The organism is Bacillus sp. 41-22 (assembly GCF_025809295.1).
Lineage (GTDB): Bacteria > Bacillota > Bacilli > Bacillales > Bacillaceae_G > Bacillus_A > Bacillus_A mycoides.
Genome location: NZ_CP084035.1, coordinates 4,831,365 through 4,857,395 on the forward strand (window position 1 = coordinate 4,831,365; position 26,031 = coordinate 4,857,395).

24 protein-coding genes, 1 pseudogene, 1 riboswitch and 1 other annotated feature are annotated in these 26,031 nt (G+C 35.5%); of the genes and pseudogenes, 9 read left to right on the top strand and 16 right to left on the bottom strand.

Annotated elements, in window-relative coordinates; genetic code table 11:
* Positions 1–279: 279 nt before the first annotated feature.
* Both LCF45_RS24965 and LCF45_RS24970 read right to left on the bottom strand, forming a co-directional pair.
* Positions 280–1,722, bottom strand: coding sequence for an alanine/glycine:cation symporter family protein (locus LCF45_RS24965; RefSeq protein ID WP_033713841.1), 1,443 nt, complete (start codon positions 1,720–1,722; stop codon positions 280–282).
* Positions 1,723–2,054: 332 nt separating this feature from the next.
* Positions 2,055–3,485, bottom strand: a complete 1,431-nt coding sequence (locus tag LCF45_RS24970; protein ID WP_002167417.1) for an alanine/glycine:cation symporter family protein — start codon at positions 3,483–3,485, stop codon at positions 2,055–2,057.
* Positions 3,486–3,785: 300 nt separating this feature from the next.
* Between LCF45_RS24970 and LCF45_RS24975 the strand changes: the two genes are divergently transcribed.
* On the top strand, positions 3,786–4,424 hold the full coding sequence (locus LCF45_RS24975) for an NAD(P)-dependent oxidoreductase (protein ID WP_002129841.1): 639 nt from the start codon (positions 3,786–3,788) through the stop codon (positions 4,422–4,424).
* A 44-nt stretch (positions 4,425–4,468) separates the two neighbouring features.
* On the opposite strand, the gene LCF45_RS24980 is transcribed toward LCF45_RS24975, so the two are convergent.
* From LCF45_RS24980 to LCF45_RS24995, 4 genes are all read right to left on the bottom strand, one after another.
* Complete coding sequence (locus tag LCF45_RS24980) at positions 4,469–7,651, bottom strand: putative mucin/carbohydrate-binding domain-containing protein (RefSeq protein WP_263894351.1); 3,183 nt, start codon at positions 7,649–7,651, stop codon at positions 4,469–4,471.
* A gap of 590 nt (positions 7,652–8,241) precedes the next feature.
* On the bottom strand, positions 8,242–9,180 hold the full coding sequence (locus LCF45_RS24985) for a thioester domain-containing protein (protein ID WP_002129843.1): 939 nt from the start codon (positions 9,178–9,180) through the stop codon (positions 8,242–8,244).
* Positions 9,181–9,303: 123 nt separating this feature from the next.
* Positions 9,304–10,143 carry an aldo/keto reductase gene (locus tag LCF45_RS24990; protein WP_002068247.1) on the bottom strand — a complete coding sequence of 280 codons (840 nt, stop codon included), beginning with the start codon at positions 10,141–10,143 and terminating at the stop codon, positions 9,304–9,306.
* A 16-nt stretch (positions 10,144–10,159) separates the two neighbouring features.
* Positions 10,160–11,323 carry an MFS transporter gene (locus LCF45_RS24995; RefSeq protein ID WP_161939635.1) on the bottom strand — a complete coding sequence of 388 codons (1,164 nt, stop codon included), beginning with the start codon at positions 11,321–11,323 and terminating at the stop codon, positions 10,160–10,162.
* A 394-nt stretch (positions 11,324–11,717) separates the two neighbouring features.
* Between LCF45_RS24995 and LCF45_RS25000 the strand changes: the two genes are divergently transcribed.
* The 3 genes from LCF45_RS25000 to LCF45_RS25010 all read left to right on the top strand — a co-directional run bounded on the left by LCF45_RS25000 (position 11,718) and on the right by LCF45_RS25010 (position 14,159).
* Entirely contained in the window at positions 11,718–12,065 is a 348-nt protein-coding gene (locus tag LCF45_RS25000) for a winged helix-turn-helix transcriptional regulator (RefSeq protein WP_000760478.1), read from the top strand.
* A gap of 430 nt (positions 12,066–12,495) precedes the next feature.
* Positions 12,496–12,936, top strand: coding sequence for a DUF1641 domain-containing protein (locus LCF45_RS25005; RefSeq protein WP_002016003.1), 441 nt, complete (start codon positions 12,496–12,498; stop codon positions 12,934–12,936).
* A 44-nt stretch (positions 12,937–12,980) separates the two neighbouring features.
* Positions 12,981–14,159, top strand: a complete 1,179-nt coding sequence (locus LCF45_RS25010; RefSeq protein WP_002016002.1) for an NAD(P)/FAD-dependent oxidoreductase — start codon at positions 12,981–12,983, stop codon at positions 14,157–14,159.
* 265 nt (positions 14,160–14,424) lie between these two features.
* Here LCF45_RS25010 and tyrS read toward each other — a convergent pair whose 3' ends face one another.
* The 5 genes from tyrS to LCF45_RS25035 form a co-directional block, all read right to left on the bottom strand.
* Positions 14,425–15,687 (bottom strand): tyrosine--tRNA ligase, encoded by a 1,263-nt coding sequence (gene tyrS, locus LCF45_RS25015; RefSeq protein ID WP_002129849.1) that lies wholly within the window; start codon positions 15,685–15,687, stop codon positions 14,425–14,427.
* Between the two features lie 57 nt (positions 15,688–15,744).
* Positions 15,745–15,961 (bottom strand) — a binding site (T-box leader).
* Positions 15,962–16,068: 107 nt separating this feature from the next.
* A complete protein-coding gene (murB, locus tag LCF45_RS25020) occupies positions 16,069–16,986 on the bottom strand; it encodes a UDP-N-acetylmuramate dehydrogenase (protein ID WP_061673699.1) in 918 nt (305 codons plus the stop codon).
* A 386-nt stretch (positions 16,987–17,372) separates the two neighbouring features.
* The gene (locus tag LCF45_RS25025) at positions 17,373–17,768 is read right to left on the bottom strand and encodes an SET domain-containing protein (protein ID WP_000573650.1); all 396 of its coding nucleotides are present in this window, start codon (positions 17,766–17,768) and stop codon (positions 17,373–17,375) included.
* Between the two features lie 211 nt (positions 17,769–17,979).
* On the bottom strand, positions 17,980–19,482 hold the full coding sequence (locus tag LCF45_RS25030; protein ID WP_263894353.1) for a DUF4077 domain-containing protein: 1,503 nt from the start codon (positions 19,480–19,482) through the stop codon (positions 17,980–17,982).
* A 34-nt stretch (positions 19,483–19,516) separates the two neighbouring features.
* Complete coding sequence (locus tag LCF45_RS25035; RefSeq protein WP_002143705.1) at positions 19,517–20,575, bottom strand: endonuclease/exonuclease/phosphatase family protein; 1,059 nt, start codon at positions 20,573–20,575, stop codon at positions 19,517–19,519.
* 220 nt (positions 20,576–20,795) lie between these two features.
* A riboswitch (Fluoride riboswitch) is annotated at positions 20,796–20,855 on the top strand.
* A 54-nt stretch (positions 20,856–20,909) separates the two neighbouring features.
* Here LCF45_RS25035 and crcB (LCF45_RS25040) point away from each other — a divergent pair.
* A complete protein-coding gene (gene crcB / locus LCF45_RS25040; RefSeq protein WP_002143706.1) occupies positions 20,910–21,314 on the top strand; it encodes a fluoride efflux transporter CrcB in 405 nt (134 codons plus the stop codon).
* Complete coding sequence (crcB, locus tag LCF45_RS25045) at positions 21,311–21,667, top strand: fluoride efflux transporter CrcB (RefSeq protein ID WP_002167412.1); 357 nt, start codon at positions 21,311–21,313, stop codon at positions 21,665–21,667. Before crcB (LCF45_RS25040) ends, crcB (LCF45_RS25045) begins: the two co-directional genes overlap by 4 nt.
* A gap of 195 nt (positions 21,668–21,862) precedes the next feature.
* On the opposite strand, the gene LCF45_RS25050 is transcribed toward crcB (LCF45_RS25045), so the two are convergent.
* The 4 genes from LCF45_RS25050 to psiE form a co-directional block, all read right to left on the bottom strand.
* The gene (locus LCF45_RS25050) at positions 21,863–22,042 is read right to left on the bottom strand and encodes a DUF3947 family protein (RefSeq protein ID WP_080019790.1); all 180 of its coding nucleotides are present in this window, start codon (positions 22,040–22,042) and stop codon (positions 21,863–21,865) included.
* A 257-nt stretch (positions 22,043–22,299) separates the two neighbouring features.
* Positions 22,300–22,509 carry a DUF3955 domain-containing protein gene (locus LCF45_RS25055; RefSeq protein WP_002129860.1) on the bottom strand — a complete coding sequence of 70 codons (210 nt, stop codon included), beginning with the start codon at positions 22,507–22,509 and terminating at the stop codon, positions 22,300–22,302.
* Between the two features lie 140 nt (positions 22,510–22,649).
* Positions 22,650–23,171: a spermidine N1-acetyltransferase gene (gene speG / locus LCF45_RS25060; protein ID WP_002112781.1), complete on the bottom strand. Its 522-nt coding sequence runs from the start codon at positions 23,169–23,171 to the stop codon at positions 22,650–22,652.
* Between the two features lie 137 nt (positions 23,172–23,308).
* Positions 23,309–23,713, bottom strand: a complete 405-nt coding sequence (psiE, locus tag LCF45_RS25065) for a phosphate-starvation-inducible protein PsiE (protein WP_002129862.1) — start codon at positions 23,711–23,713, stop codon at positions 23,309–23,311.
* 116 nt (positions 23,714–23,829) lie between these two features.
* Here psiE and LCF45_RS25070 point away from each other — a divergent pair.
* From LCF45_RS25070 to LCF45_RS25080, 3 genes and pseudogenes are all read left to right on the top strand, one after another.
* Positions 23,830–24,016 (top strand): annotated as a pseudogene (locus LCF45_RS25070) (nitroreductase family protein); the annotation flags it as partial.
* Between the two features lie 134 nt (positions 24,017–24,150).
* Positions 24,151–24,390: a DUF896 domain-containing protein gene (locus LCF45_RS25075; protein WP_033729536.1), complete on the top strand. Its 240-nt coding sequence runs from the start codon at positions 24,151–24,153 to the stop codon at positions 24,388–24,390.
* Positions 24,391–24,672: 282 nt separating this feature from the next.
* Complete coding sequence (locus tag LCF45_RS25080; protein ID WP_033707919.1) at positions 24,673–25,230, top strand: cysteine hydrolase family protein; 558 nt, start codon at positions 24,673–24,675, stop codon at positions 25,228–25,230.
* Between the two features lie 40 nt (positions 25,231–25,270).
* On the opposite strand, the gene LCF45_RS25085 is transcribed toward LCF45_RS25080, so the two are convergent.
* The gene (locus LCF45_RS25085; protein ID WP_002099310.1) at positions 25,271–25,705 is read right to left on the bottom strand and encodes an Lrp/AsnC family transcriptional regulator; all 435 of its coding nucleotides are present in this window, start codon (positions 25,703–25,705) and stop codon (positions 25,271–25,273) included.
* Between the last annotated feature and the right edge of the window lie 326 nt (positions 25,706–26,031).

Here is a 26,031-nt window from a genome sequence, read left to right on the forward strand (position 1 = left end):
CTCTTCATTAACGTTGAACGTCTGACTACTCGAAACAAGGAATAATCCGAACTTTCCATTTCTCCTCCAAAACCTTCAATCGGATATGAAAAACCATAAAATCTCTTGTCTCAAAGCCATTTTCCATTCTAACACAAATTATAACTCACATCCGCACTTTTCTTAAAAAAATACATTTTATTATAAAACACTCATTAATGTTCGTATTTTCCCTCTTCCTTTAGTTTATCACCATAAAAAAAACGAGCATCAAATTTCTCTGATGCTCGTTCCTTTTTATTATACAGCTTTTTCTTTATCTGCTACTGCTGGCTTATCCCAGCACTCTGTATTGTTTAAACCTGGAATAGACTCCGCATAAAAGACTGGATCTTTTCCTTGTTTCTTTTGTTTTACGTAATCTGATAATGCCGCGAAAGCATACTTAGAAAGGAATACAATCGCCACTAAGTTAATAATAGCCATGATACCCATGAATAAATCTGCTAAGTCCCAAACAATTTGAATTGTTGCTACAGAACCTAACATAACCATACCAAGTACCGCGATTCGATAAACATTTAGTAAAACTTTACTTCCATTTAAAAACTCAATATTTGTTTCACCATAGTAGTAGTTACCTACTAATGAACTAAATGCAAACAAGAAGATTGCAACTGCTACAAATATAGAAGCCCACGGTCCGATATGTTGACTTAATGCTTGTTGCGTTAATTGAATTCCGTTTAAATCAGCCGCTCCAGGCACATCTGATAATAAAATGATAAATGCTGTACAACTACAAATTAATAATGTATCTGTAAATACCCCTAAAGTTTGAATGAAACCTTGTTTAACTGGGTGCGTTACGTTTGCAGTCGCAGCTGCGTTTGGCGCACTACCCATACCTGCTTCATTTGAGAATAATCCACGTTTTACCCCTAGTAAAATCGCAGCTCCTAATCCCCCGCCCACTACTTCTTTAATTCCGAAAGCATGTAAGAAAATTTCTTTAAATACATATGGAATTGCCGTAATGTTTGTTACAACAACGAATAATGCCACTGCTACATATATAATTGCCATTACTGGAACAATCATTTCAACCGCACGTGCAATACGCTTAACCCCGCCAAAAATAATGATTGCAAGTAAACCAGCCATAAACAGACCTACAAACTTACCATCTGTGTTAAATGCTCCATCAAAAGCCGCGGCTACTGTGTTTGACTGCACTGCGTTGAAAATTAATCCGAAACTAACTGTTATTAGAACAGAGAAGACAACTCCTAGCCAGCGTTTCTTTAAACCCTTTTCCATATAATACGCTGGACCACCGCGGAATGCGTTCCCATCTTTCACTTTATAAATTTGCGCTAATGTGCTCTCTACAAATGCAGAAGCTCCTCCAATTACCGCGATTAACCACATCCAAAATACAGCTCCTGGTCCTCCTGCTGAAATCGCAATTGCCACACCAGCTAAGTTACCAGTTCCTACACGAGATGCTGTACTCATACAAAATGCTTGGAATGACGATACACCACTTTTTTCTTTTTGCGCTTTTCTTGTTTTTGAACTCGCTCCATCCCCAAGTAAGCGAATCATTTCTCCAAAGTAACGTATTTGAACAAACTTTACTCGGAAAGAAAAATAAAGTCCAAGTCCAATTAGCATCGCAATAATAATATATGACCATAGAACATTATTTATATCCCCAATAACCTGAGTTAAAAAATCCATCATTGCGTTCCCCCTCTTCATGACAATAAGAAAATTATATTCTAAAAACTTTTAGTAATCAAGAACTTTATGTTAGGTTTCATTACATGGATGCGTGAAGGTTCTTAACATACATGTTTTTTTACGTGAAAATATAACTAGTACGTGCATTTATCCAATACTCAATCACTCATCCTATTCGACCAGTCATACTTTTAAGACAGTACGTTCCCTACAAATAACGAGAGGAATGAACAAACAAAAATTATATTAATAATTACCTCTCACCCTTTTTATCATTTACTACAACAAAAAAGGCGAGCATCGAATTCATCTCGATGCTCGCCTTTTTATTATACTGCTTTTTCTTTATCTGTTACCGCCGGCTTATCCCAACACTCTGTGTTCGTTAAACCAGGAATAGAATCTGCACTGAATACCGGATCTTTTCCTTGTTTCTTTTGTTTCACATAGTCCGCCAACGCAGCATACGCAAATCGGCCAAGAAGTGTAATCGCAATTAAGTTTGTGATTACCATTAGACCCATAAATAAGTCTGCCATATTCCATACAACTTGAAGCGTCGCAACAGAGCCGAATAGTACCATTCCTACAACCGCAATACGATAAATCGTTAACCAAGTTTTACTTCGTTTAATAAATTCAATATTCGTTTCACCATAATAATAGTTTCCTAGTAATGAGCTGAAAGCAAATAAGAAAATGATAATCGCTAAGAAGCTACTTGCCCACGAACCGATTTGTGAACTTAGCGCGACTTGCGTTAATTCAATACCTTCTAAATTTGTTGCCTTATACGCACCAGAACATAGTACGATAAACGCTGTTGATGTACATACTAAGAATGTATCCACTAATACTCCAATTGTTTGAATAAATCCTTGTTTAGCTGGATGCGTTACATCAGCTGTTGCAGCCGCGTTTGGCGCACTACCCATACCTGCTTCATTCGCAAATAATCCGCGCTGAATACCAAACTTCATTGCAGCACCAATACCGCCACCTACAGCTGAATCTAAACCGAATGCACCTTTAAAGATTTCTGTAAACATATCCGGTATTAAATAATAATTTTTAATAACAACGAACACAGCTACTGCAATATAAATAATTGCCATCGGCGGAACAATCATTTCTGACATACGCGCAATACTTTTCACACCACCAAAAATAATAACCGCAACCAATACCGCAAGCACAATCCCTACAACATAACGCTCAATACCAAATGCATTTTTAAATGCTAATGTCACTGTATTTGCTTGTACTGAGTTGAAAATTAAACCGTAACTAATTGTAATAAGGATAGAGAACCAAATTCCCATCCAACGTTTATTTAAACCTTTTTCCATATAATAAGCAGGACCACCACGGAAGCCACTGCCATCTTTTATTTTATAAATTTGCGCAAGCGTACTTTCTACGAAACTTGAAGACGCCCCAATAATCGCAATAACCCACATCCAAAATACAGCTCCAGGTCCTCCCATAGAAATAGCTAGCGCTACACCAGCTAAGTTCCCGATACCAATACGAGCTGCTGAACTCATACAAAATGCTTGGAATGACGATACACTTCCCTTTTTACGTGTCTTTCCAGTTAATCCATCACTCATTAATCGAACCATTTCCCCTAAATGAGTAATTTGTACGAATTTCAATTTAATAGAAAAATAAAGACCTAAACCAATTAACATTGCAATAAGAATATATGACCAAAGAATTGTATTCGTTGATGAAACAAATTGCTCTAAAATATCCATACAATTAACCCCTCCTTTTCTCCATAAAACGAATTATATTTAAAAAACATTTAAAAATCAACATTTTTCGACAATTTGCATTTTCCAAATATTAGCCAGACACGAAGTAACAATATCTTTATGACTCTCCTCCCTCTAACTGTGCATACTAAAACAAAAAGTAAATCTACAAACTACCCCATTGACAAAAATACCAACCTGTAACTATAATGATTACATCAAGTTGTAACAAACCTTATTACAACAAATTCATTTACTTTCAGATATACACTTTAACAAAACACTTTGGAGGGATTTATTATGAAAATCGGAATCATCGGAGCAACTGGTAAAGCAGGAAGTCGTATTTTAAAAGAAGCATTAGATCGCGGACATGAAGTAACTGCAATCGTAAGAAGCGCTGCAAAAATTACAGAAGAAAATGTAAAGATTTTAGAGAAAGATGTATTCACTCTTACATCTAACGACCTACAAGCATTCGATGTAGTTGTAAATGCATTCGGTGCTCCAGCCGGACAAGAACACCTTCACGTAGATGCAGGAAACGTACTTATCGAAGCTATGAAAGGTGCACCTAATACAAAATTACTTGTTGTTGGCGGCGCTGGTAGCTTATTTGTAGACGAAGAGAAAACAACACGTGTATTTGATACACCAGGATTCCCAAATGAATATCTTGCAACAGCTCAAAACCAAGGTAAAAACTTAGAAATCCTAAATCAAACAAATGATATTACTTGGACATTCATTAGCCCTTCTGCACTATTCGCATTAGGAAAACGCACTGGCTCTTATACAGCTGGCAAAGACAACCTTCTTGTTAATGCGAAAGGTGATAGCTACGTAAGTTACGAAGACTTTGCGGTAGCAGCACTTGATGAAATCGAAAATCCAAAACATGTAAACGAACGCTTCACAGTTGTTTCTGAAGCTGAGTAATAGAAAAAAATGCGCGTAGACCCAATATCTACGCGCATTTTTTATTACAATGTCCCCTTTACTAGTTCTAATCCACTTTGAGTGATTTTAAATACAACTTCTGCTGAAGCTACTTGTTCTGCTAACTCATTCTTTTTATACCATTTCAGACGACTTGGTTCTGCATGATACACTTTTACAACATCCCCATACTCAAATGGAGTACCATTTACTTGTTCTGCAAAATTCTTTGAGGTTTCTTGACCGTCTGCTGATATATGCTTTTTCTCATTTCCATTTTGATCATAAATCGTAAAACCTAAATACTGTTCGTTCACAAAACGATAATGAATCACATCATTCGTAAATGTTGCATGTAATTTCTTTTCGTCATGATTTAACGTAACAATAGAACGTGTAACATTGGACACACCTTGATACACCAGGCTATCTCCATACGTCACTTCAATCGGTACTTCTGTTATTGTCTTATTCCCAAAACGATCTTTCGTCTCTACTTTTACTTTTTGCTCACCGATTTTTGTTGTACTAGGTTTTTCCACAAAACCAACTACTTCTCCACCTTTTACTTGAACAAAGTTTTTTGCATCTAATTTTTCAGCTTCTGTTCCGATTGTCACTTTTTGTGGTACTGCTGTTACTTCTTGTAAGCTTTCCAGTTTTTCAAAACCTTTTTCCGTTATTTTAAAGTACAACTCTTGTTCCACGTTCCCTTTACCGTTACCTACAAACTCATTCTTTTGATACCACTTTAATCGATTTGATTCTGCATGATATACCTTAATAACATCACCATATGCGAAGTCTACACCATTCAACTGTTCTGCAAAACTTTCAGAAGTCTCTTGCCCTTCTACCGAAATAACTTTCTTTTCATTTCCATTTTGATCATATAGCGTGATTCCCATATATTTTTCATTCTCAAAACGATAATGAACTTTAGAATCCGTAAATGTTGCCTGTAGCTTTTTCGTATTATGATCCGCAGTTACGACAGAACGCGTTTTATTACCATCACCTTGGAAGACTAAACTATCGCCATACATTACTTCCAATGGCACTTCTGTCACTTTCTTATTTCCAAAACGATCTTTCGTTTCTACTTTTACTTTTTGTTCACCGATTTTTGTTGTATTCGGTTTTTCTACAAATCCGATTACTTCTCCATCTTTCACTTGAACAAAATCTTTTGCTTCTAATCTTTCAGCATCTGTTCCGATTACTACTTTTTGCGGTACTACTGTTACTTCTTGTTGAGCTTCCATTCTCTCAAAGCCCTTTTCTGTTACTTTAAATAATAATTCTTCCTCTACCTTCGCCCTACCTTGGCCGATAAAGTTATTATTTTGATACCAATTAAAGCGATCTGATTCTGCGTGATACACTTTTACAACGTCACCATACTCGAACTCTAACCCATTAATCGATTTTGCGAATTCTTCCGCATTTTCAACACCTTTTACAGTTGCTTTCTTTTTCTCATTTCCATTTGGATCTAGTAATGTGAATTCAAAATACGCATCTTCTTTAAAATAATAATGCACTTGATTAGAATCAGCTGTCGCACTAAACTTTTTCTGATCGTGTTGCAGTGTTACAATCGATTTAATATCAGTACTATAATTGAGTCCTTTGAATACTAAGCTATCACCATAACCAACATTTACTACAACAGGAATTAAATTTTTATTCCCTTTTTCATCTATAATTTCTACTTTTACAGTTTTTTCTCCAACTTCAGGCTTATCTTGCATAATCACACCTGTTGTTTTTACACCTTCTCCTAAATTCTGTACAAGTTCTTTTGCTTTTTTCTCATCATATGTAGTACCAATTACTACATTTTGTATTTTTTCATTATTTGGCTCGCCATATGGAATTTCATATAACTCAGTTTGTTTTTCACGAATTGGATTGCTATCTGTAGATAACCAAACTTCCTTTTCTAATTTTGGTAAATTTAATTTTTCAATCTTCTCTCTAGTATCATCATTTGGAATTATTCCCCATTTATCAAAGAAAGGAATTAAATTTTGCCCAGCTACTTTTGACGTCATGTAAATAAACATCTGCTTTTTCTCTTCATCAGATTTAGGCATTTCTGTATCATGTAACACACGATACATTTGATGTAATTTCGGATAGAACTGGTCTCCATAAGCTAAATGCAACTGCCAAAACATAACTAATTTTTCGAATTCATTCATCTTCTCTTGCGCATTCGGTTTACCTAGATAAGCAAATGCGGCTTCATAACGATTTTCTTGCTCTAACCTTGTTTTATGTCCAAATGCAGTTTGAACTGCTAAAGAATAAATGTTAACGGTTACTTCTCCAAGCCCCTCCCATAACCAAGTGTCCTGTTGATGTTGATGCCCCACTTCATGCCAAGGTCCCCATCCATCCGCAGTTAACTCTTCTAGATTTAGTACTGACTCTAAATTCCCTTTACTATAAGCTGTTCGATAATAAGTCGCATACATATAATTGTCCGTATACCAGTCTTCAACATAATGAATGGAATGTTTGCCTTGATTCGCAACACCCACACCATCTTTTGATAAACCAGATATCTTATGTTCTATATTAATTATTTCATCATGTTTCTTTAATAACGCAGCTGGATCTTCTTGCTTCAAATGTTCCGCCACAGTCTCAGGATGCATAGTTAGTAAACTATTTTCCCCTTTCATCTCGATTGCATATGAATTCGGTGATTCCTTCAACATACGTTTCCAATCTTCTGTCGTATGTTTACCTAAAATAAATAAAGGATTTGGTATACCACCTTTTTTTACTTTAGCAACTACTTCTCCTGTGTTGTGATAATTATAAAAGTATAATAGCCCTCCATTCGGAGAAGAAATTTTATTTTCACCAGGATTTAAATTGAATTGTTTAGGTTCTTCTTTTTCATAAGAATATGTGCCAATATAAGCTTTAATCTTTTGATTCCCATCTACTTGAATAACTACTTCTTCACCTGGCTTTACATAAATACCAGTTGGTTCATAGGGAGAAAAACTCATTCGACGCTGATGCAACTCACGTATCTCTTCTACATCACCTTTTGGCAGCAATTGATACACTCGTTCTTCTTGCTGTTTCTCCTTATCTTCAATCGTCATCTCTGCATATACCTTAGGCACTTCAAGACCATACGGAGTTAATAACGTAGCTAAAAAAACTCCAGCTACTAATACCCTACTCTTTTTCTTCTTTGACATAATCTGTGTCCCCTATTCCTTTTTTTAGACAAACTACCCTATACATTCATTTAATTGAAAATCCTATTATTTTTATAAAACCATTTAATGAATAGACTAACACCTCGCGCACCTGTATCCATTACTACCGCATTCCTCTCAATGTATTCAATTTCCTACATTATAAAATTTTTATGTATTGTATCCTCCTCACTTCTTTCTACTTGTGATGAGTTCTCTTCCTACATAAAAAGAGAATAGTAAAAGATGTACTTCAGTCTTGTCATCTATACATCTAAAAATGTGAAAAACAATAGAAACTTACATTTTATTCATATATGACCATCTATAGGTAGTTTTTCCAACTGAATTTTACACGCTTTCTATTTTGTTTGATAGCATTTTCAATCAGAATAATGTTACAATTTTGTGAATATAATCCATTAATCGTAACGTTTGGATTTTAACATATTTTATATTATTCTAAAATATAGTTTAAACTGTCCCAATATTGTTTTCATGTTATCTATACCCGTTTATTATTTTTAACATATAATTTAACTTCTACTCAGATAAGAAAAAAGCACTGGCAAACGCCAATGCTTTTTCCACTATCTTTTAATTTGATTCGGTTTATGTGGTTCATTTGGTGTATAGGGTTTATTTGGTTTATTATCATGACCATTTGCTTTTTTCCAACTTACCGCCAACTCTGGACTTGTTTTCTCTTCACTACGCTCTAATAATACAACTGCATTTTGAATTGTCGGTGTTCCTTTATGTGCAATTCCTTGTAGTTTCGTTAAATTCCCTGATACTTTAAAGCTAAATCCACCCGATGGTGTTTGTTTCGGAATTAAAATGCGGAACTTTTCTCCTACATTAAATTCTGTTTTTCCCTCGCCTTTTTCATTTACGAACTTCGCGCCTTCTGGTGCACCTGTTGCTTGCACTTTATACGTTCCACTTTTTGCATTTGTTTGCACTGTGTATAAACCTGTTTCAAAAAACTCATTTTTTAATACTGCCTCTTGTTCTTCTGATGGTACTACACTCATCGTAATTTCTTGTAGTTCCTCACTAGCGCTTGCTTTTGCAACTATATCTTTCGTTACTTTTTCTACATTTTTATTACGGAAATCTAAATCGTTAATATCAATTTGTTTTAACGCATTCCACACCGCAAGCTGCGTTGCGTAATGTGCCTCTCTCCAATCGGAAACACCTAATTCTTGTGGGCTCTTCTGCGGATACCCGTTTAATAGTACACGGTATACGTTAATATCTACTTTACCCATTTCAGGTAAATCTTGGCCGCTCGGAGATTTCAAATCCACATTTAAGCAAAAAGCAATTTTGCCATCTGCTGTTTTAATAAGCTCTGTTCGAATTGGTTTTTTCTTTGACTTACTATAACTCCAATCCATTTGATACTTCGTGTGATCCATAACCTCTGCGGATGCCTTTTGAAGTGGGAATAATAAGTTCGCAAATACAAATAAAACACTCAAAAAAGCGGCCATTAGCTTGAACGATCGTTTTATATTCATGTCTACAACCCCTTATAAAATAACAAATTTACTACTATGTATTATTTAGTTAGAAAAGTTTTTTATGCATAGACAAAACAAAAAAGAGTGCAAACTTTTTTGCACCCTTTGAACTTACCTCTATTAGAAATCAAAGTTATCAGGATCTGGACCAACGCGGTGGTTCTGATTTAAAGCATCAATCTTTTCCATATCTTCTTTTGTTAATTCGAAGTCGAATATATTAGCATTCGCAATAATACGCTGTTCTTTCGTTGATTTCGGAATCGTTACAACTTCATTTTGAAGATCCCAACGTAAAATGATTTGCGCTGTTGTTTTACCGTACTTATCAGCAACTTCTTGTAAAGTTTCATTATCTAATAATTGCCCTTGCATAAGTGGTGACCATGCTTCCATTTGGATTCCTTGTTCTTTACAGAAAGCCTGTAGTTCTTTCTGCGTTAAACGCGGGTGATACTCTACTTGGTTAATCATCGGCTTAATTTCCGCACCTTCCAGTACGTCTTTCAGATGATGGATTTGGAAGTTACTTACGCCAATTGCACGCACGCGTTCTTCTTTATAAAGTGTTTCTAACGCTCTCCACGAATCTTTATATTTCCCTTCAACAGGCCAATGGACAAGATATAAATCTAAATAATCTAGTTCTAATTTTTTTAAGCTCTCTTCGTATGCAGCAAGTGTCGTTTCATATCCTTGATCTGCGTTCCACACTTTTGAAGTAATGAATAAATCTTCTCGAGAAATTCCTGCTTCTTTTATACCAGCGCGAATGCCTTCTCCAACTGCTTTTTCATTTCCATAAATCGCAGCTGTATCAATGCTACGGTATCCTTCTTTAATGGCTACTTTCACAGCCTCTACAAGTTCCGGTCCATCTTCTACTTTAAATACACCTAAACCGAACCAAGGCATTTCCACACCGTTATGCAATGTTGTTTTACTTTGTAAATTTTTCATTATATTTTTCTCTCCTTTATTTTGCTTGATCTCTTTTTTCTAAGTTCATACTCCAAGCTGTTAAAATAACAGCGCCTACTACCATAATGCCGCCTACCCAAGCTGTATGAATTAATCCTAACGAGTTCGTTACAATACCGCCCAAATAAGCCCCAAGAGCAATTCCTGCGTTAAATGCTGCAATATTCATTGCTGATGCGATATCAACGGCACTCGGCACGAAACGCTCAGCCAATATAACGACATACACTTGTAGTCCTGGAACATTCATAAACGCGAATAGCCCCATAAAAATAATTGTGATAAGCCCCGCCACTTGAAACGGCGCTGTAAATGTTAGTACGAATAATACAATTGCTTGAATAAAGAACATGTAAAATAGTGCACGAATTGGATTATGATTCGATAATTTTCCGCCGACCATATTCCCAATCGCAATTGCAATCCCGTACACTAACAAAATGATTGTAACGGTACTCGATTTAAATCCTGTTACTTCTTGTAATAGCGGAGATAAATACGTAAATGTTACGAATGTTCCTCCATATCCTAATGCAGTAATGACGAAAACAAGTAAGAGTCTTCCGTTCGTGATAAGTTTGAATTGATCACGAAATGATACTCGTGTACCCTTTTTTAAGTTAGACGGAATTAACATGCTGTTTGCGACTAAGGCAACAATTCCAATGACCACAATCACCATAAAAGATGCTCTCCAGCCAAATTGTTGACCAATAAACGTTCCAATTGGTACACCTGTAATCGTCGCAACAGTTAAACCAGTAAACATAAATGCAATTGCACTTGCACGTTTATTCTCTGGTACAAGCGCAGCCGCAATTGTGGATCCTATCGACATAAAAACGCCGTGTGCAAACGCAGATACAACCCTCGCCATAAGCAACACAGTAAAACTTGTTGCCACTGCCGCAATTCCATTACCAATAATGAAAATAATCATAATCCACATTAATAACGTCTTTCGCGACATACTAGCTGTTAATGACGTTAATACTGGGGCACCAAACGCTACCCCTAATGCATATAAAGAAACGGTTAAACCCGCTGTTGTAACAGAAACATGTAAATCCTCTGAAATAGATGGTAATAAACCGACACTAATAAATTCGGTTGTACCAATTCCAAATGCACTAATTGCTAGCGCTAATAAAGCAAACATACTTCTTCGATTCGTCTGTACCGCTGAAGAAGATACTGTATATGAATTCAATTGAACTCCTCCTTAATGCGAGAAATCCAATCATAATAGTGTGATAAAAAGGCCTTTTTATCTTCTACAAAAATAATGTTACTGCTGATATATGCTATTATGAATGGCTTCACTCTTTTTTTGAAGAACGCACTTTAAAGTACGATAGGTACCAAAAAGTAACATAGGCACTTTTTAGTACCGTACTACTCATTTCCCTCTTACGTATGCTATTATGGAACATATTCAACATAATAAAAAGTACGTACTTTAAAGTGCTATAGGTACTTTTTAGTAACATTTAAATTATTTGGCTTCTTTTGTTGGAGAACTGAAATCTACATTCATCAAAGGAGATTTTTATATGAAGAAATATAATATTCCCGTTGAAGCGACTTTAGAGGTTATCGGCGGAAAATGGAAAGTCGTTATTCTTTGCCACTTAACGAAAGGTACAAAGAGAACGAGTGAATTAAAACGTCTCATGCCTGGTATTACACAAAAGATGTTAACACAGCAATTACGCGAATTAGAAGAAGACGGAGTTATTCAAAGAAAGGTATACAATCAAGTACCACCGAAAGTAGAATATTCTCTTACAGACTACGGTTGGTCTTTAGAATCCATTCTTGATTCTCTTTGTACTTGGGGCGAATGCCACCTTGAAAAAAGCGGTAACACATCAATGCTAATTACAGAAGGTGAACAATAAAAAAAGGAAAAAATGAACATAAATTTGTCCATTTCCTCCTTTTTTTCTTTATATATATGTACATTTTTAAGATAGATAAAATAATTTATGCGCTTTCATGCCTTGTCAGTACTAGGTTACAGAATCAATATCAAATAATTAGGAATCATTTTTATGTTAACATACGTGTATATAGTATATAATATAGGATATATATTATATACACTTTCCGATAAGGGAACTTTCCATTATGCGGACAAGCCATGTATCGGACAGTTCATAAATAATAGGTAGGACATTATGGTTTTGGATTTATGATTTCAGCTTACTTGCTGTCATAAATTTAAAGGCATTTTATTGTGCTTTGTGAAACTTTGTATAAAGTTTCGCAAGTGTTTACTATCTTATCTATCAAAAATAAGAGTATTGCTATCGTAAAGGAGAATTGGAGATGCCAGAAACTATGACTCAAACAAAGCCAGAACAAGAAACTGTACAAATTTCTGCTAGCCAAGGACAACTTGATGTACTTGATCAGTTGTTAAAACCTGAGGTACAAGAATCATTAACAACACTAGTAGAACAGCTTCCAAAATTAACTGAGCTTGTTAACATTTTAACTAAGTCTTATGACTTCGCTCAAACTGTTGCTACTGATGAAGTATTAAAAAGCGACACTGTTAGTGCAATCACAGAGCTTGTAGAACCTGTAAAGGATACAGTGAAAAGCATGGCTGCAACTGCTATCGAAGCGAAAGATCGTGCTGATGAAAGCAACGAAGTTATCGGCCTGTTCGGTCTATTAAAATTACTAAAAGACCCACAAGCACAAAAAATGTTCCGCTTTGTGAACGCATACCTTCAAATTAGTGCAGAACGTAACAATAAATAATTTAACTTATAACAACAATTAGTAAAGACGGGGGATATCATACTATGTCAAAACAAATTGTCATCTTAGGCGCTGGTTATGGCGGTCTTCTTGCCGCTTTAAACGTACGTAAATATTACAGCAAATCAGAAGCACAAGTTACAGTGATTAACCAATACCCAACGCACCAAATCATCACTGAACTACACCGCCTTGCAGCTGGTAACGTTGCTGAGCAAGCAATTGCAATGCCACTTACAAAGCTTTTCAAAGGTAAAGACATCGATCTTAAAATTGCAACAGTTGAGTCATTCTCAGTTGATAGCAAAGAAATCAAACTAGCTGGTGGCACTACGCTATCTTACGATGCACTTGTAGTTGCTTTAGGAAGTAAAACTGCTTACTTCGGTATTCCAGGACTAGAAGAAAACAGCATGGTATTAAAATCTGCTGCTGATGCAAACAAAATCTACAAACACGTTGAAGACCGTATTCGTGAATACGCTAAAACGAAAAACGAAGCTGATGCTACAATCGTAATCGGTGGTGGCGGATTAACTGGCGTTGAGCTAGTTGGTGAGCTTGCTGACATTATGCCTAAACTTGCAAAAAGCCACGGCGTAAATCCAAAAGAAGTTAAACTTCTTCTTGTTGAAGCAGGTCCAAAAATCCTTCCAGTATTACCAGACCACTTAATCGAACGTGCAACTGCTAGCTTAGAAGCACGCGGTGTTACATTCTTAACAGGTCTTCCTGTAACAAACGTTGCTGGTAATGAAATCGACTTAAAAGACGGTCAAAAAATCGTTGCTAACACATTCGTTTGGACAGGCGGCGTACAAGGTAATCCATTAATTGGTGAATCAGGTCTTGAAGTAAACCGCGGTCGTGCAACTGTTGATGCACATCTACAATCTACTTCTCACAAAGACGTATTCGTTGCTGGAGACAGCGCTGTTGTCTTCTCTCCAGACGGTCGTCCATACCCACCAACTGCACAAATCGCTTGGCAAATGGGTGAGTTAATTGGATACAACTTATACGCAGCACTAGAAGGCAAAGCATTCGAAGAGTTCGCACCTATCAACTCTGGAACACTTGCTAGTCTAGGACGTAAAGATGCTGTTGCTACAATCGGAGCAAGCAATACTCCGCTTAAAGGTTTACCAGCATCATTAATGAAAGAAGCAAGTAACGTTCGTTACTTATCACACATTAAAGGTCTATTCAGCTTAGCATACTAATCTGAATATAAGCCCGAATCATGCCCTGCATGGTTCGGGCTATTTTTATCCCGCTATTTGCGGGCTGATAATCAGTGGGGATGTACAAAACCCCCCACTGATTAAAGTTTCACTTTATCCGTAATTTTCTCTAACTTATTTATTCGACAAAAGAATAATATAACCTCTTTAATTATCAAAATATACTGACTTTTTTTATGTCAAAATTGTGTATATGAAAAGAGCGGAAGTAGATATCTTCCCTACTTCCGCTCTTTCACAAGAACTATTCTCCTAATTCCACTAAGCTGTAGTTCTTCTTCCCTTTACGAATAATGATGAATCGTCCATCAAATGAATTTTCTACAGTAACATCTGTACCCACATCCGTTACTTTTTCACCATTCATAGATATAGCCCCATTATTAATATCTTCACGCGCTTGACGTCTAGAAGGTTCAATTCCTAAATCAACTAGCCACTCTACGATATTTTTCGTCTCTTTTGAAGATTGGAATGTCGGCATCTCTTTAAAGCCTTGTTCAATTTCATCAGCTGTTAACGACTTAATATCTCCGCTAAATAACGCTGCTGTAATTTTCACTGCCTGTAAAAATGCTTCTTCTCCATGAACGAATTTCGTCATTTCTTCCGCTAATACTTTTTGTGCTTCACGTTTATGAGGCTCTGTTTCTACCTTCGCTGCTAATTCATCAATTCGCTCTTTCGTTAAGAACGTAAAGTATTTCAAGTATTTAATTACATCACGGTCATCTGTATTCACCCAGAACTGGTAAAATTCAAACGGTGTTGTCTTTTCCGGATCAAGCCAAATAGCACCACCTGCTGATTTACCAAACTTCGTACCATCTGATTTTAATAATAATGGAATCGTTAATCCGAATACTTTCGCTTCATGACCTTCTAACTTACGAATTAAATCTAAACCACTCGTAATATTTCCCCATTGATCACTACCACCAATTTGCAATTGAACATCTTCTTTTGTGTATAAATGATGAAAATCCATCGCTTGCAAGATTTGGTACGTGAATTCTGTGAAAGAAATCCCTGTATCTAAACGACTTGCGACAATATCTTTCGCTAACATGCTATTTATGCTAAAGTTTTTTCCGTAATCACGTAAAAACTCGATAATGTTTATTTTATGTGTCCAGTCATAGTTATTTACCATCTTCACTTCGCTATTCCCGCCAAAGTCAAATAGCTTTTTCATTTGCGCTGTTAACGCATCTACATTATGCTGCACCACTTCTAAAGTTTGCAGTTGACGCTCTGATTGACGTCCACTTGGATCACCAATTGTTCCTGTTGCCCCGCCAATTAAAATAACCGGATGATGACCAGCTAATTGGAATCTCTTCATCATCATAAACGGAATCAAATGTCCGATATGCATACTATCACCAGTCGGATCAACTCCGCAGTATAGTGAAATCTTTTTCTCTTCTACTAACTTACGTAAACCTTCTTCATCTGTCTGCTGATTCACAGCACCGCGCCATTCTAATTCATCAATAATATTCATCTTTTGTCATCCCCTTTATTTTTTTGAAAACAAAAAAGCCCCTATGTCTACAATAGACATAGGGACGATTATTCACCGTGTTACCACCCAGTTTGCATAAATAGCATAGCTATTCATACCACTCTTAGCAATAATATCGATTGCTAGTCCGCTTAGCGTTACCTAAGATACTCCAGAGTGTAATTCACAAGTTTGTTTGTGCTAGGTTCCAGCAATCCCTAGCTCTCTTTGATAACAGTGACAAACTGCTACTGGGCTCTTTCAACGTATATTTTATTTGTTAAATTATTAGCCATTATATTGAATCCAAATCAAATTGTCAACAATAACCAAATGTTATTTCGAAATAATTCATACTTTTATACGTTTTTTATTCAAAGATTACTGTAGATTTTCTCCAATAATCCTTACTTCTCTCTCTAATTTCACACCGAATTTTTCTTCAACAGTTGTTTGTACGAAATGAATTAAATCGATATAATCTTGTGCAGTTCCGTTATCAACATTCACCATAAATCCAGCGTGTTTTAAAGAAACTTCAACTCCGCCAATTCGCTTACCTTGCAGTCCTGATTCTTGAATAAGCTTACCCGCAAAATTATTTGGTGGACGCTTAAATACACTGCCACATGAAGGATACTCTAAAGGTTGTTTTGATTCACGCTTATACGTTAAATCATCCATCTTTTCCTTAATCTCTTCACGCACACCTTCTTCAAGTTCAAACCTCGCTTCAAGAATAATGTAATGATTGTTCGCAAATACACTCTTACGATATCCAAATTCAAATGCATCTTTCGTTAAAGTACGTAGCTCTCCATCACCTGTCATTACGACAGCTTCTGTTAGCACATATGCAACCTCACCGCCATATGCACCAGCATTCATATATAACGCTCCGCCAACTGAACCTGGTATACCACAAGCAAACTCAAGTCCTGTTAAACAGTGATCTAATGCAATTCGTGACACATCAATAATTGCTGCACCACACCCCGCAACAATCGCTGTCCCTGTTACAGTAACATTTGTAATATGAATTAAACTTACTGTAATCCCGCGCAGACCACCGTCTTTAATAATAACATTAGAGCCGTTTCCTAAAAACGTAACTGGAATATTGTATTGATTCGCATACTTTATAACTTCTTGAATTTCATCATAATTCGTAGGAGAAACGAACACATCCGCTTTCCCGCCCACTTTAATATGCGTATGATTCTTTAACATTTCATCTTGCTTCACATGACCTTCAGGCAATACTGTACTTAAATATTTATAAACCTCGTGCATATTCATTTTACGATTCCTCTATTTCTATAATCTTTTTATCCCGCTATATACGGGTCCATAATATCCCCACATAAAAATGCATTACAAAACAACAGCTAACGTGGTGAATACAGTGCACATAAAGCACACCTATAAACCTCTTAAATTATAAGAGGTTCCACTCATATTAAAATATATATCGCATAATAAAGCAACCCAAATGGGCTACTAAACTTGACATGTAACCATATAGACAACAATTTGTAAAATATATAGGTTTTTCAAAGTAATACCCTTCAATATCTTACTATACCATACGAGAGAAAAGTGGTATTTTTTTGTAATCTTTACTTTATTTTCATCAATAAAAAAGAGCACATCCCACAGAATGTGCCCTTTCTATACTTTTTAACTTATTTTTCGTTCTCTTCTTTTTCCTTATCAAACCATAATAGCTCATCGTCATCAACTTCACCATTATAATTGATTAGAATCTCTTCTCCCGCTTTTATATCTTTGTAAGCAAAGAAGTTAAACGTATGATTCTCGAAGACAATATCATACGTTGCATTCGGATTATATGCATGATTAAATAACATGCCGTATCCTAACAGGAATGCCGTATGATTTACCCCATACTCAAATGCGTAGTCAGCAAGTAACGTTTTCTCAATGTGTTCATGCTGTTCATTCGGATAAGAGATAACTGGTGCTGAGTGAATCAACTCACCCTTTTTAATATCACGAGTTGCAAATACCCCTCTATTAAATTCTCCATCACTAAGTTCAGAAGTCTTAACTTCGATCATATGCGTCACCTATATAATTCTTTCTTTGAAGTATTTTATTCCGCTATTTGCGGGGTTCAACTAATAATCAGTAGCGTATAGCCCCACTAATTAAAGTCTCAGTTTATCTCCTTAAGCTTGGCAGAAAACGCGCAGAAAAGCAATTAAATTACTATCAAGTATTCATTTAAATGAAAAAAGAGCACACATGGTGTACCCTTTTTAAGAGATATTACTTTTCTAAAATATCTTCTAGCAACTTCACTTGCTCGCTAACAGTATGTAACGTCTTCACCGATGTATCATTTCGATGCTTTTCTTCTTCAACACTCGCTAACACTTCTTCCGTAGCTGCAGAAGTTTGTTGAATTACGTTAGAAGCATGTGTAACGTCCTTTACGATATTCGTCGTTTTAGCTTGGAAACTTTCTTGATGACCAACAATCTCCCTCATTACATCATTAATCGCATCAATAAACTTCCCTAAATCCGTTACATTCGTCAAAACACTTGCTAACATTTCGTTACATTCTTCTTGTACTCTTTCTGACTTCTCTACCTGCACTTCTACTTTACTTGCTTGATTACTAAACTCCTTCAAAATCCCTTGAATTCTCCCCGCAGAACGATTCGATTCTTCAGCAAGCTTTAATACTTCATTCGCTACAATAGCAAAACCTTTTCCATGCTCGCCTGCCCTTGCAGCCTCAATATTTGCATTTAAAGCTAACAAACTCGTCTGACTTGAAATATTCGTGATTACATCTACAATTTCATTAATTTGTTTCGATTGTGTCATCAATTCTCTAAATATAGTTCCTGATTGTGAAACAACATCATTTAAACTTCTCATGTTAGCTTCAAAATTTCTTAAAGTACTTACACTACCCTTTGAAATTTCTAAACTTTCATCAACACGAATCGAAGCATTTCTTACTTGAGAGATGATTTGTTCAATATTTCCCTCCATATCATTCAATACTTCTACTGAACGAGACATCATCTCTGATTGCGATTGGGTTCCCACTGCTACTTCTTCAAAAGCAAAGTTAATTTCACTCATTGACTCCATTGATGTATTCATATTTTGTCTTAAATGATTGAAATTACTATCTAGTTTCACAACTGTTCTCTCAATAAGTCTTTGCGTTTCTTCTAACTCCTGAGCTTTCTTCATCACCGCTTGCTTCTCATCACTTAAACGAGTCAACAGATTAGAACCAATCTTCGTTACACCCCACATTGCAATCGTTACAATCGCTAACAAGCTTGCGAAATTTGCAGCTTCAGATGACGCTGTATACGCAAAAAATTGATTTGGCCAATAACTACAAAGTATAAATGTAACAACAACTGCTACCCCGCCAAGAATTAAAATAAGACGTTCACTCAAATAAATAAGTGAAACCGCTAATGTAAAATAGACCATTTGAAATACAGCTGGGCTTTCATTAAATGCTTGTACCATAATGAAAGACATAATAAGTAGCATACATGTCATGATGTATTTATACATTGCTTCCATACTTTCTATAAAAGTAAGCAGCGTTCCAAATACTACGATAGAAATACCACACATCCAAAATGCTATTGCTCTCTCTGTAAAAATATATCCGTAATACCCAATCGCGATTATCCCAAGGAAGAAACTACACATCGTGATAAATAGCAATAAATGATTTTTCTGTGATTCTTTCTCAAGGTTAGAAAAACAAGTTCTCTTTAACCACTCCATATATGAAGCCCCACCTTCTACTCATACGTATCGATTACTTCAGCTTGAATACCGCACTCACTGGGTTATGATCGCTATTTTCAAACTTCAAATCTTTCCCTTGTACATTTACAATTTCAACATTCGGTGAAACGATAAAGCCATCAATAATCGTGACGAAATTTTCACCTTCCACATATTTCTTCACATCATCTCTCACAGTCATAACAGACGGATCTACAGCCCACTTAAAGCCACCATCAGTAAAGTCCTTTGGTAACTCTACTAACCACTCAGGACGCTCTTTCACGAACTTTGGATCACTTAACTGAGCGCTAGAAATTAATTGATTCCAGTCTCCGCCCATTATTACATAATCACCATTTTTATAATGCTTGTTCATATATTCTTTTAAATACTCCACTTGCTGCTTTCTAATTTTTCCGCCTTCATCATAAGCAGACAAATGTAAATTTACGAGTCTAACAAATTTCCCATTATTAACAGGAATTTTATGTTCAACAATCGCTCGGTCTAAATCAAATAAACGCTTTGGCCACGGCTCCATTCCAGGAAGCTGAAATCTCTTCGCTGTTTGAACCGTATATTTAGAAAATGTACTTAATCCAGCTTCAGCATATCCCATTGGACTTGTGATTGGTACAGGAACCCATTTTGTATCATAGTTCTTTCCGAACGAAGAAGTATAATCAGGCAGTCCTTTTTTCAAAAATTCATGCCCATTTACATCAAATGATCGCATTGATTTTATATCTACTTCTTGTAATAGCGCAAAATCACTATTCTCATTTTGTAAAAACGAAAGCATATTCTTTAAGTTAGTTTCCGTTTGTTCTTTACTACTTGAACCAGACCCTTTTCCCCCATCCATAAAGAAGTCTTGATCCTTATCTAGTCCAGCATATCCAATATTAAATGTTGTAACTTTAAATTCATTTTCATGCGCAATTACGCGCTCCTTATTGTTTTCCACCTTCAAGCTTATAACATCAGCCGGCTGTTCTTTTGTAAGTGTCATATAAGCTAAAAACCCACCTACAACTCCCACACCTACTAAAATACATATAAGTACTATTTTTAATAACTTTTTCAAACAAACGACTCCTTTTCTAAAACATACGATTTTACTTTTCTTTATTTTCAGTTAAATAAAGAAAATGACAGACATACGAAATATTTTATCACACTGAAAACCTTATATCACTATATTTAGTTTATAAGTAAGGATTCCTTATCTTAAACTATTATATAAATACAAAATGCACAAACTTCTCCACTGGAAATTAAACACAATGTTTAGTACACTATATGTAATAATCATAGGCGATGGAGTTCGCCATAACCGCTGCTTAGCTAATGACTCCTACCAGTATAACTACTGGTAGGAGTCTATTTTTTTGAGCAAGCTATTTAAAGAGGTGAGGAATTTGATTTATATTATCGTCGGTATAGCCGGTATATTAGGAGCCCTTTCTCGTTATTATTTAGGTCTTACTATTCATACATTTTGGCATCATTCTTTTCCATTAGCTACATTACTCATTAACTTAGCCGGCTGCTTCTTATTAGCATGGCTAACTACGTATATCGCCCGGCTAAACATCTTACCTTCAGAGGTTATCACAGGCATCGGGACTGGATTCATCGGTTCCTTTACGACGTTTTCAACATTTAGTGTAGAAACTGTGCAATTAATCAATCATTCTGAATGGAGCACGGCTTTCTTATATGTATCATGTAGCATACTTGGCGGTCTCATTATGTCTGGACTTGGCTATACACTAGGTGACTTCTTAATTAAGAAATCACTTACGGAAGGTGATCACTTATGATGGAAGCTTTATTAGTGGCAACTGGAGGGTTTTTCGGTGCGATTACACGATTTGCAATTAGCAATTGGTTTAAAAAAAGAAATAAAACACCCTTTCCAATTGCTACATTCCTTATTAATATAACAGGAGCATTTTTACTCGGGTATATAATTGGCAACGGAGTCTCTACAGGATGGCAATTATTATTAGGAACTGGATTTATGGGCGCATTCACCACATTTTCGACACTTAAATTAGAGTCCATTCAGCTTCTCAATCGCAAAAAAATTTACACATTCCTTTTATATTTAAGTACTACTTACATAATTGGTATCCTATTCGCATTCCTTGGAATGAAGCTCGGTGGAATATAAAAAAGCGACTCTATTGAGTCGCTTTCTTTCATAAGAAGTATGTCCCGCCATATGGAATGGAAAATAAAGTGAAGCTTTAATCAGTGGGGGTTTTGTTCTTACCCACTGATTATTAGCCTTCACCAATCGGGCGTTTACGGGCAGTTGATCTCCCACCTAACTTCTTTGCTCCTGCCGAATTTTGAGGTGGGAGTTTTACTGCTCGTTAATGCGGGATAAACCAGCTGGATACACATCATAATGTATACTTTGCACAGGAAGCTGTGCATACGACATATACTGGCTCTGCATCATTTGTGCTACTTGTGCTTGTTGTTGCATTTGAATGGCCTGATGCACTGCCTGAATTGTCATCTGTGCCCCGGCCACTGTAATCGCTGCTCCTACTTGTCTTCCAGTGCAAAAATAAAGCGCTAAAAAATGGAATTCCTGTGATCCAAATGAACAGTACTAAAGGCTTATATAGTCCCTTCAAATTTTCTGAAACTAACAATACCGCTCTTCCCGTTTCTGGCCCAATATATATGCAGAACAATAAACCAAAACATCCGCAAAGAATGATAATTAACTTTAACCATAATGACAATTCGTTTTGTTTCACAAAAATCCACTCCTAAACTAACAGCATTTATCTATTGCTGTTTTTTCAACTTTGAAGTGATAAATCCAACTAGCAACACACCAATACCACTAAAGAACAATAGGTAGCTTACTGGTACTAGGAAAAAGAAAGGTTCTACAAGAAGCCCATTATCCGCCACTTTACTAGTTGTACCGTGCATTAATAAACAGGTAACTCCTAACGATATTAGTACGATAGCTAATAAAAATTTATTTTTCATAATATATTCTCCTTTAATTTCACAATTACTTTTGCTAACCTCATAATAAGTCCCGACGAATTTCAAGTCAACAATTATTTATCGTTTTACGATAAATAATTGTTGACTTGAATAATAAAAAGACTATAGACAATCATTGTCTATAGCCTCTTCACTCTAAAATATTCTTTTTGGAACATACACATTCTTATCGCATTATGGTAGTTGCCATCAACGAAAAACTCATCTTGCAACTCACCTTCTACTATAAATCCGACCTTTTTATAAACGTGTACAGCTTTTTCATTCTCTTTATCGACAACTAAATATATTTTATGCATATTTAATACGGAAAAAGCGTAATCCATCGCTAAACGCGTTGCATCAGCTGCATAACCGTAACCTTGGTAACTCGGATCAATAATAATTTGGAATTCAGTTCTACGGTGAATATAATCGATTTCTACTAATTCGACTAATCCCACCATCTCATTATCTTTCTCAACGATAAATCGGCGCTCACTTTGATCATGTATATGTTTATCGTATAAATCCTGCAGCTCCACAAATGCTTCATAAGGCTCTTCAAACCAATACGACATAATATGCGCGTTATTATTAAGTTCGTGTACAAACTTTAAGTCTTCCCGTTCTAAAGGACGTAATTTCAATTCCTGACTCATTTCTATAACCTCCAAGTAAAATTACCTCTTCACTTAATTTCTCAATTTTTTTCGATTTCAAACGCCCTAATTACATTGTAAACCTTCAAGTAACTTGAAGGTCAAGGTACAAAAAGTAGTGCAAACTTATGTCTGCACTACTCTTTTCTCAAATCTCTCATATTCGATATGTATAAAGCAATAACTAAAACAAGAATGGATCCCGCATATAATAACGTCTCCATTGGTTCCTCATGAGACACAATAATTAAACGAATTAACGCCGTAATTCCGATATAAATAAAATAACGTAACGGAAAATGATAATTCGACTTAAAATACTTAATAATTAATGCGATGAACTCGAAGTATAGGAAATAGACGATGATACTCTCAACTAATTTATAAGATGTATACTTCTTCGCTGAAAATATGTATTGAATAAAAGTAATTGTTTCGTTAATTAAAAAAATCGATAAAACAATGGATAATATGATTAATGCTATATTTAATATCCACTGTAAAACGCTAGCTATATAATGATCGATATTAAATGACTTCATTTTCTCTTTTAGCTCCCCTTCGTGTAAGTACTTATTCATTATAGCAAAATTATACTTACAGAAATGTTAAATCATATATGATCATCCTCTTTCACGATTACTTCACCATTCGGATATTTATGCTTGCTGCAAAAGCGAGAGGATACGATACAGTCCCAATGCTTGGCTATAACGTTGAAGAATTCCGCAAAGCATTTAATAACTGACGTCTTAATGATTGCATTAGGCAAAGCAAAAGAGCCAGGATTCCCAACAGTACGATTAACTGTAGATGAAGTAACGTCTTGGAATGGCGAGTTTTAATCACAGTGTTTATCGTACTTTAGGAATAAAAGTACGATAAACACTATTAACGAAACTATGATGGTAGCAACCATAATCATAATGCAAAACTACAATCTAATCGAATAATACAAAAAAGAAAGGCGGAGAAAACAATGCTTGAAGTTTTAAATCGAATTAATGAATTAGCTAAAAAACAAAAAGAAGAAAGTTTAACAAAAACAGAATTAAATGAGCGCACAGAATTACGCGAGGAGTATCTTCAAATTATTCGCGGTCAAATCAACACCACTGTTACAGGATTAAAAATATTAGATCCTTTAGGAAATGACGTGACTCCTGAAAAATTAAAAGAGCAACAAAAGCTATCACTAAACACAGATAACAACGCATGAAAATACCCAGCTCCTTTGTTACTTAATGATTCATCTAATAGTACGTTTGCTTAGATGCATCATTAAGTTAATATCTACTTCCCCATCCACTTTCTGTTTCTAAATCAAAAAACCACAAACAAATTGTCCCCATCTTTTCTTTGCATCCTTTAGCTTTTTCACAATGAAACCATATACGTCAAAATCTTTTCATGACGTTATTACTTCCACATAGTTGCAATTTATATAATAACGGTACAGTACAAATAACTTGCTGTATAAATAATTGTGGGGGGATTAATGATGAACGAAGCGTTACTATTAGTCGACATACAAAATGATTACTTTGAAGGCGGCAATATGGAATTACATCAACCTGAAAAAGCCGCACAAAAAGCGAAAGAAGTCTTGAAAGTATTTCGTGAAAAACATAAAACAGTTATTCACGTACAACATATTGCGAACAATGAAGGAGCTACTTTCTTCTTACCTGAAACAGTAGGTGTTCAAATTCATGATGATGTACAGCCAATTGCTAACGAAAGAGTCATACAAAAACATCACCCTAACAGTTTTTTAAGAACCAATTTATTTGAAACATTAAAGAAAGAAAAAATAGATCAACTAGTCATTTGCGGTATGATGACTCATGTATGTATTGATGCAACAGTACGTGCTGCCAGTGATTTAGGATTTCAATGTGTTGTAATTGAAGATGCTTGTACAACAAGAGATTTAGAATTTCAAGGAAATCTGATCCCCGCAGTACACGCTCATCAATCGTTCATGAGTTCGTTAGAGTTTGGTGATATTTATGCGAAAATCATGTCGGCAAACTGTTTTATAAACAAGAGCAAATAAAGAATTACAGTTCCATATAAAAAAAGAAAGAATACATCTCTTATTCTTTCTTTTTTTCGATTGTCTTAATGACAGTATTTATACGATAATCACCATAATGTAAAACATCTGCAAGAGTCTCTTCTAATTGCTGGTGCGAAGATGTGTGAAGAATCATGATATAACACCCATCGCCACTTATACGATACATTTCAGTAATTAAGTCCGTTTTTTCAAAAAAAGTTTGAATTTGATTATGATAATGTGGTGCATGCAGAAATAGTGTAACAAACGTCATAATAGACCCTTCTAACTTAGCCCTGTCGATATCTATCGTATATTTTTGAATGACACCCGCCTCTTCTAATTTATTAATTCGTTTCCCAACAGCCTGGCCAGTCAAATGTACTATCTCTCCAATTTCCTTCCAGTTCATTCTAGCGTTTTCTTGTAGTAACTTTATAATTTTAAAATCTGTTGAATCAAACATGGACATCCCCTTCCTATAGGAATCACCTTCTATAAGATCATCATTTCCCCTACAATTCATCTTAAAAACTTTTATAATACACTCAATTAACTCTATTAAGAATTACATTACTGTTAACAGCTTTCCTTCTTCCTTTACTATGTATTTTTCGATTACTCGTAGGTATCAGAAAAAAATTGATAAGCGTTCGAAAGGGCCATCCAGTAAGCCAGCGATTGTTTTTTATAAATATGAAAATTTTTTAGGAATTAGTTTATCTTTTTTTAATGATTTATTTAGAGGGAGTTTATACTCGGGGATTAACATGATAAACGTAGTAACTAAGTTCGTTG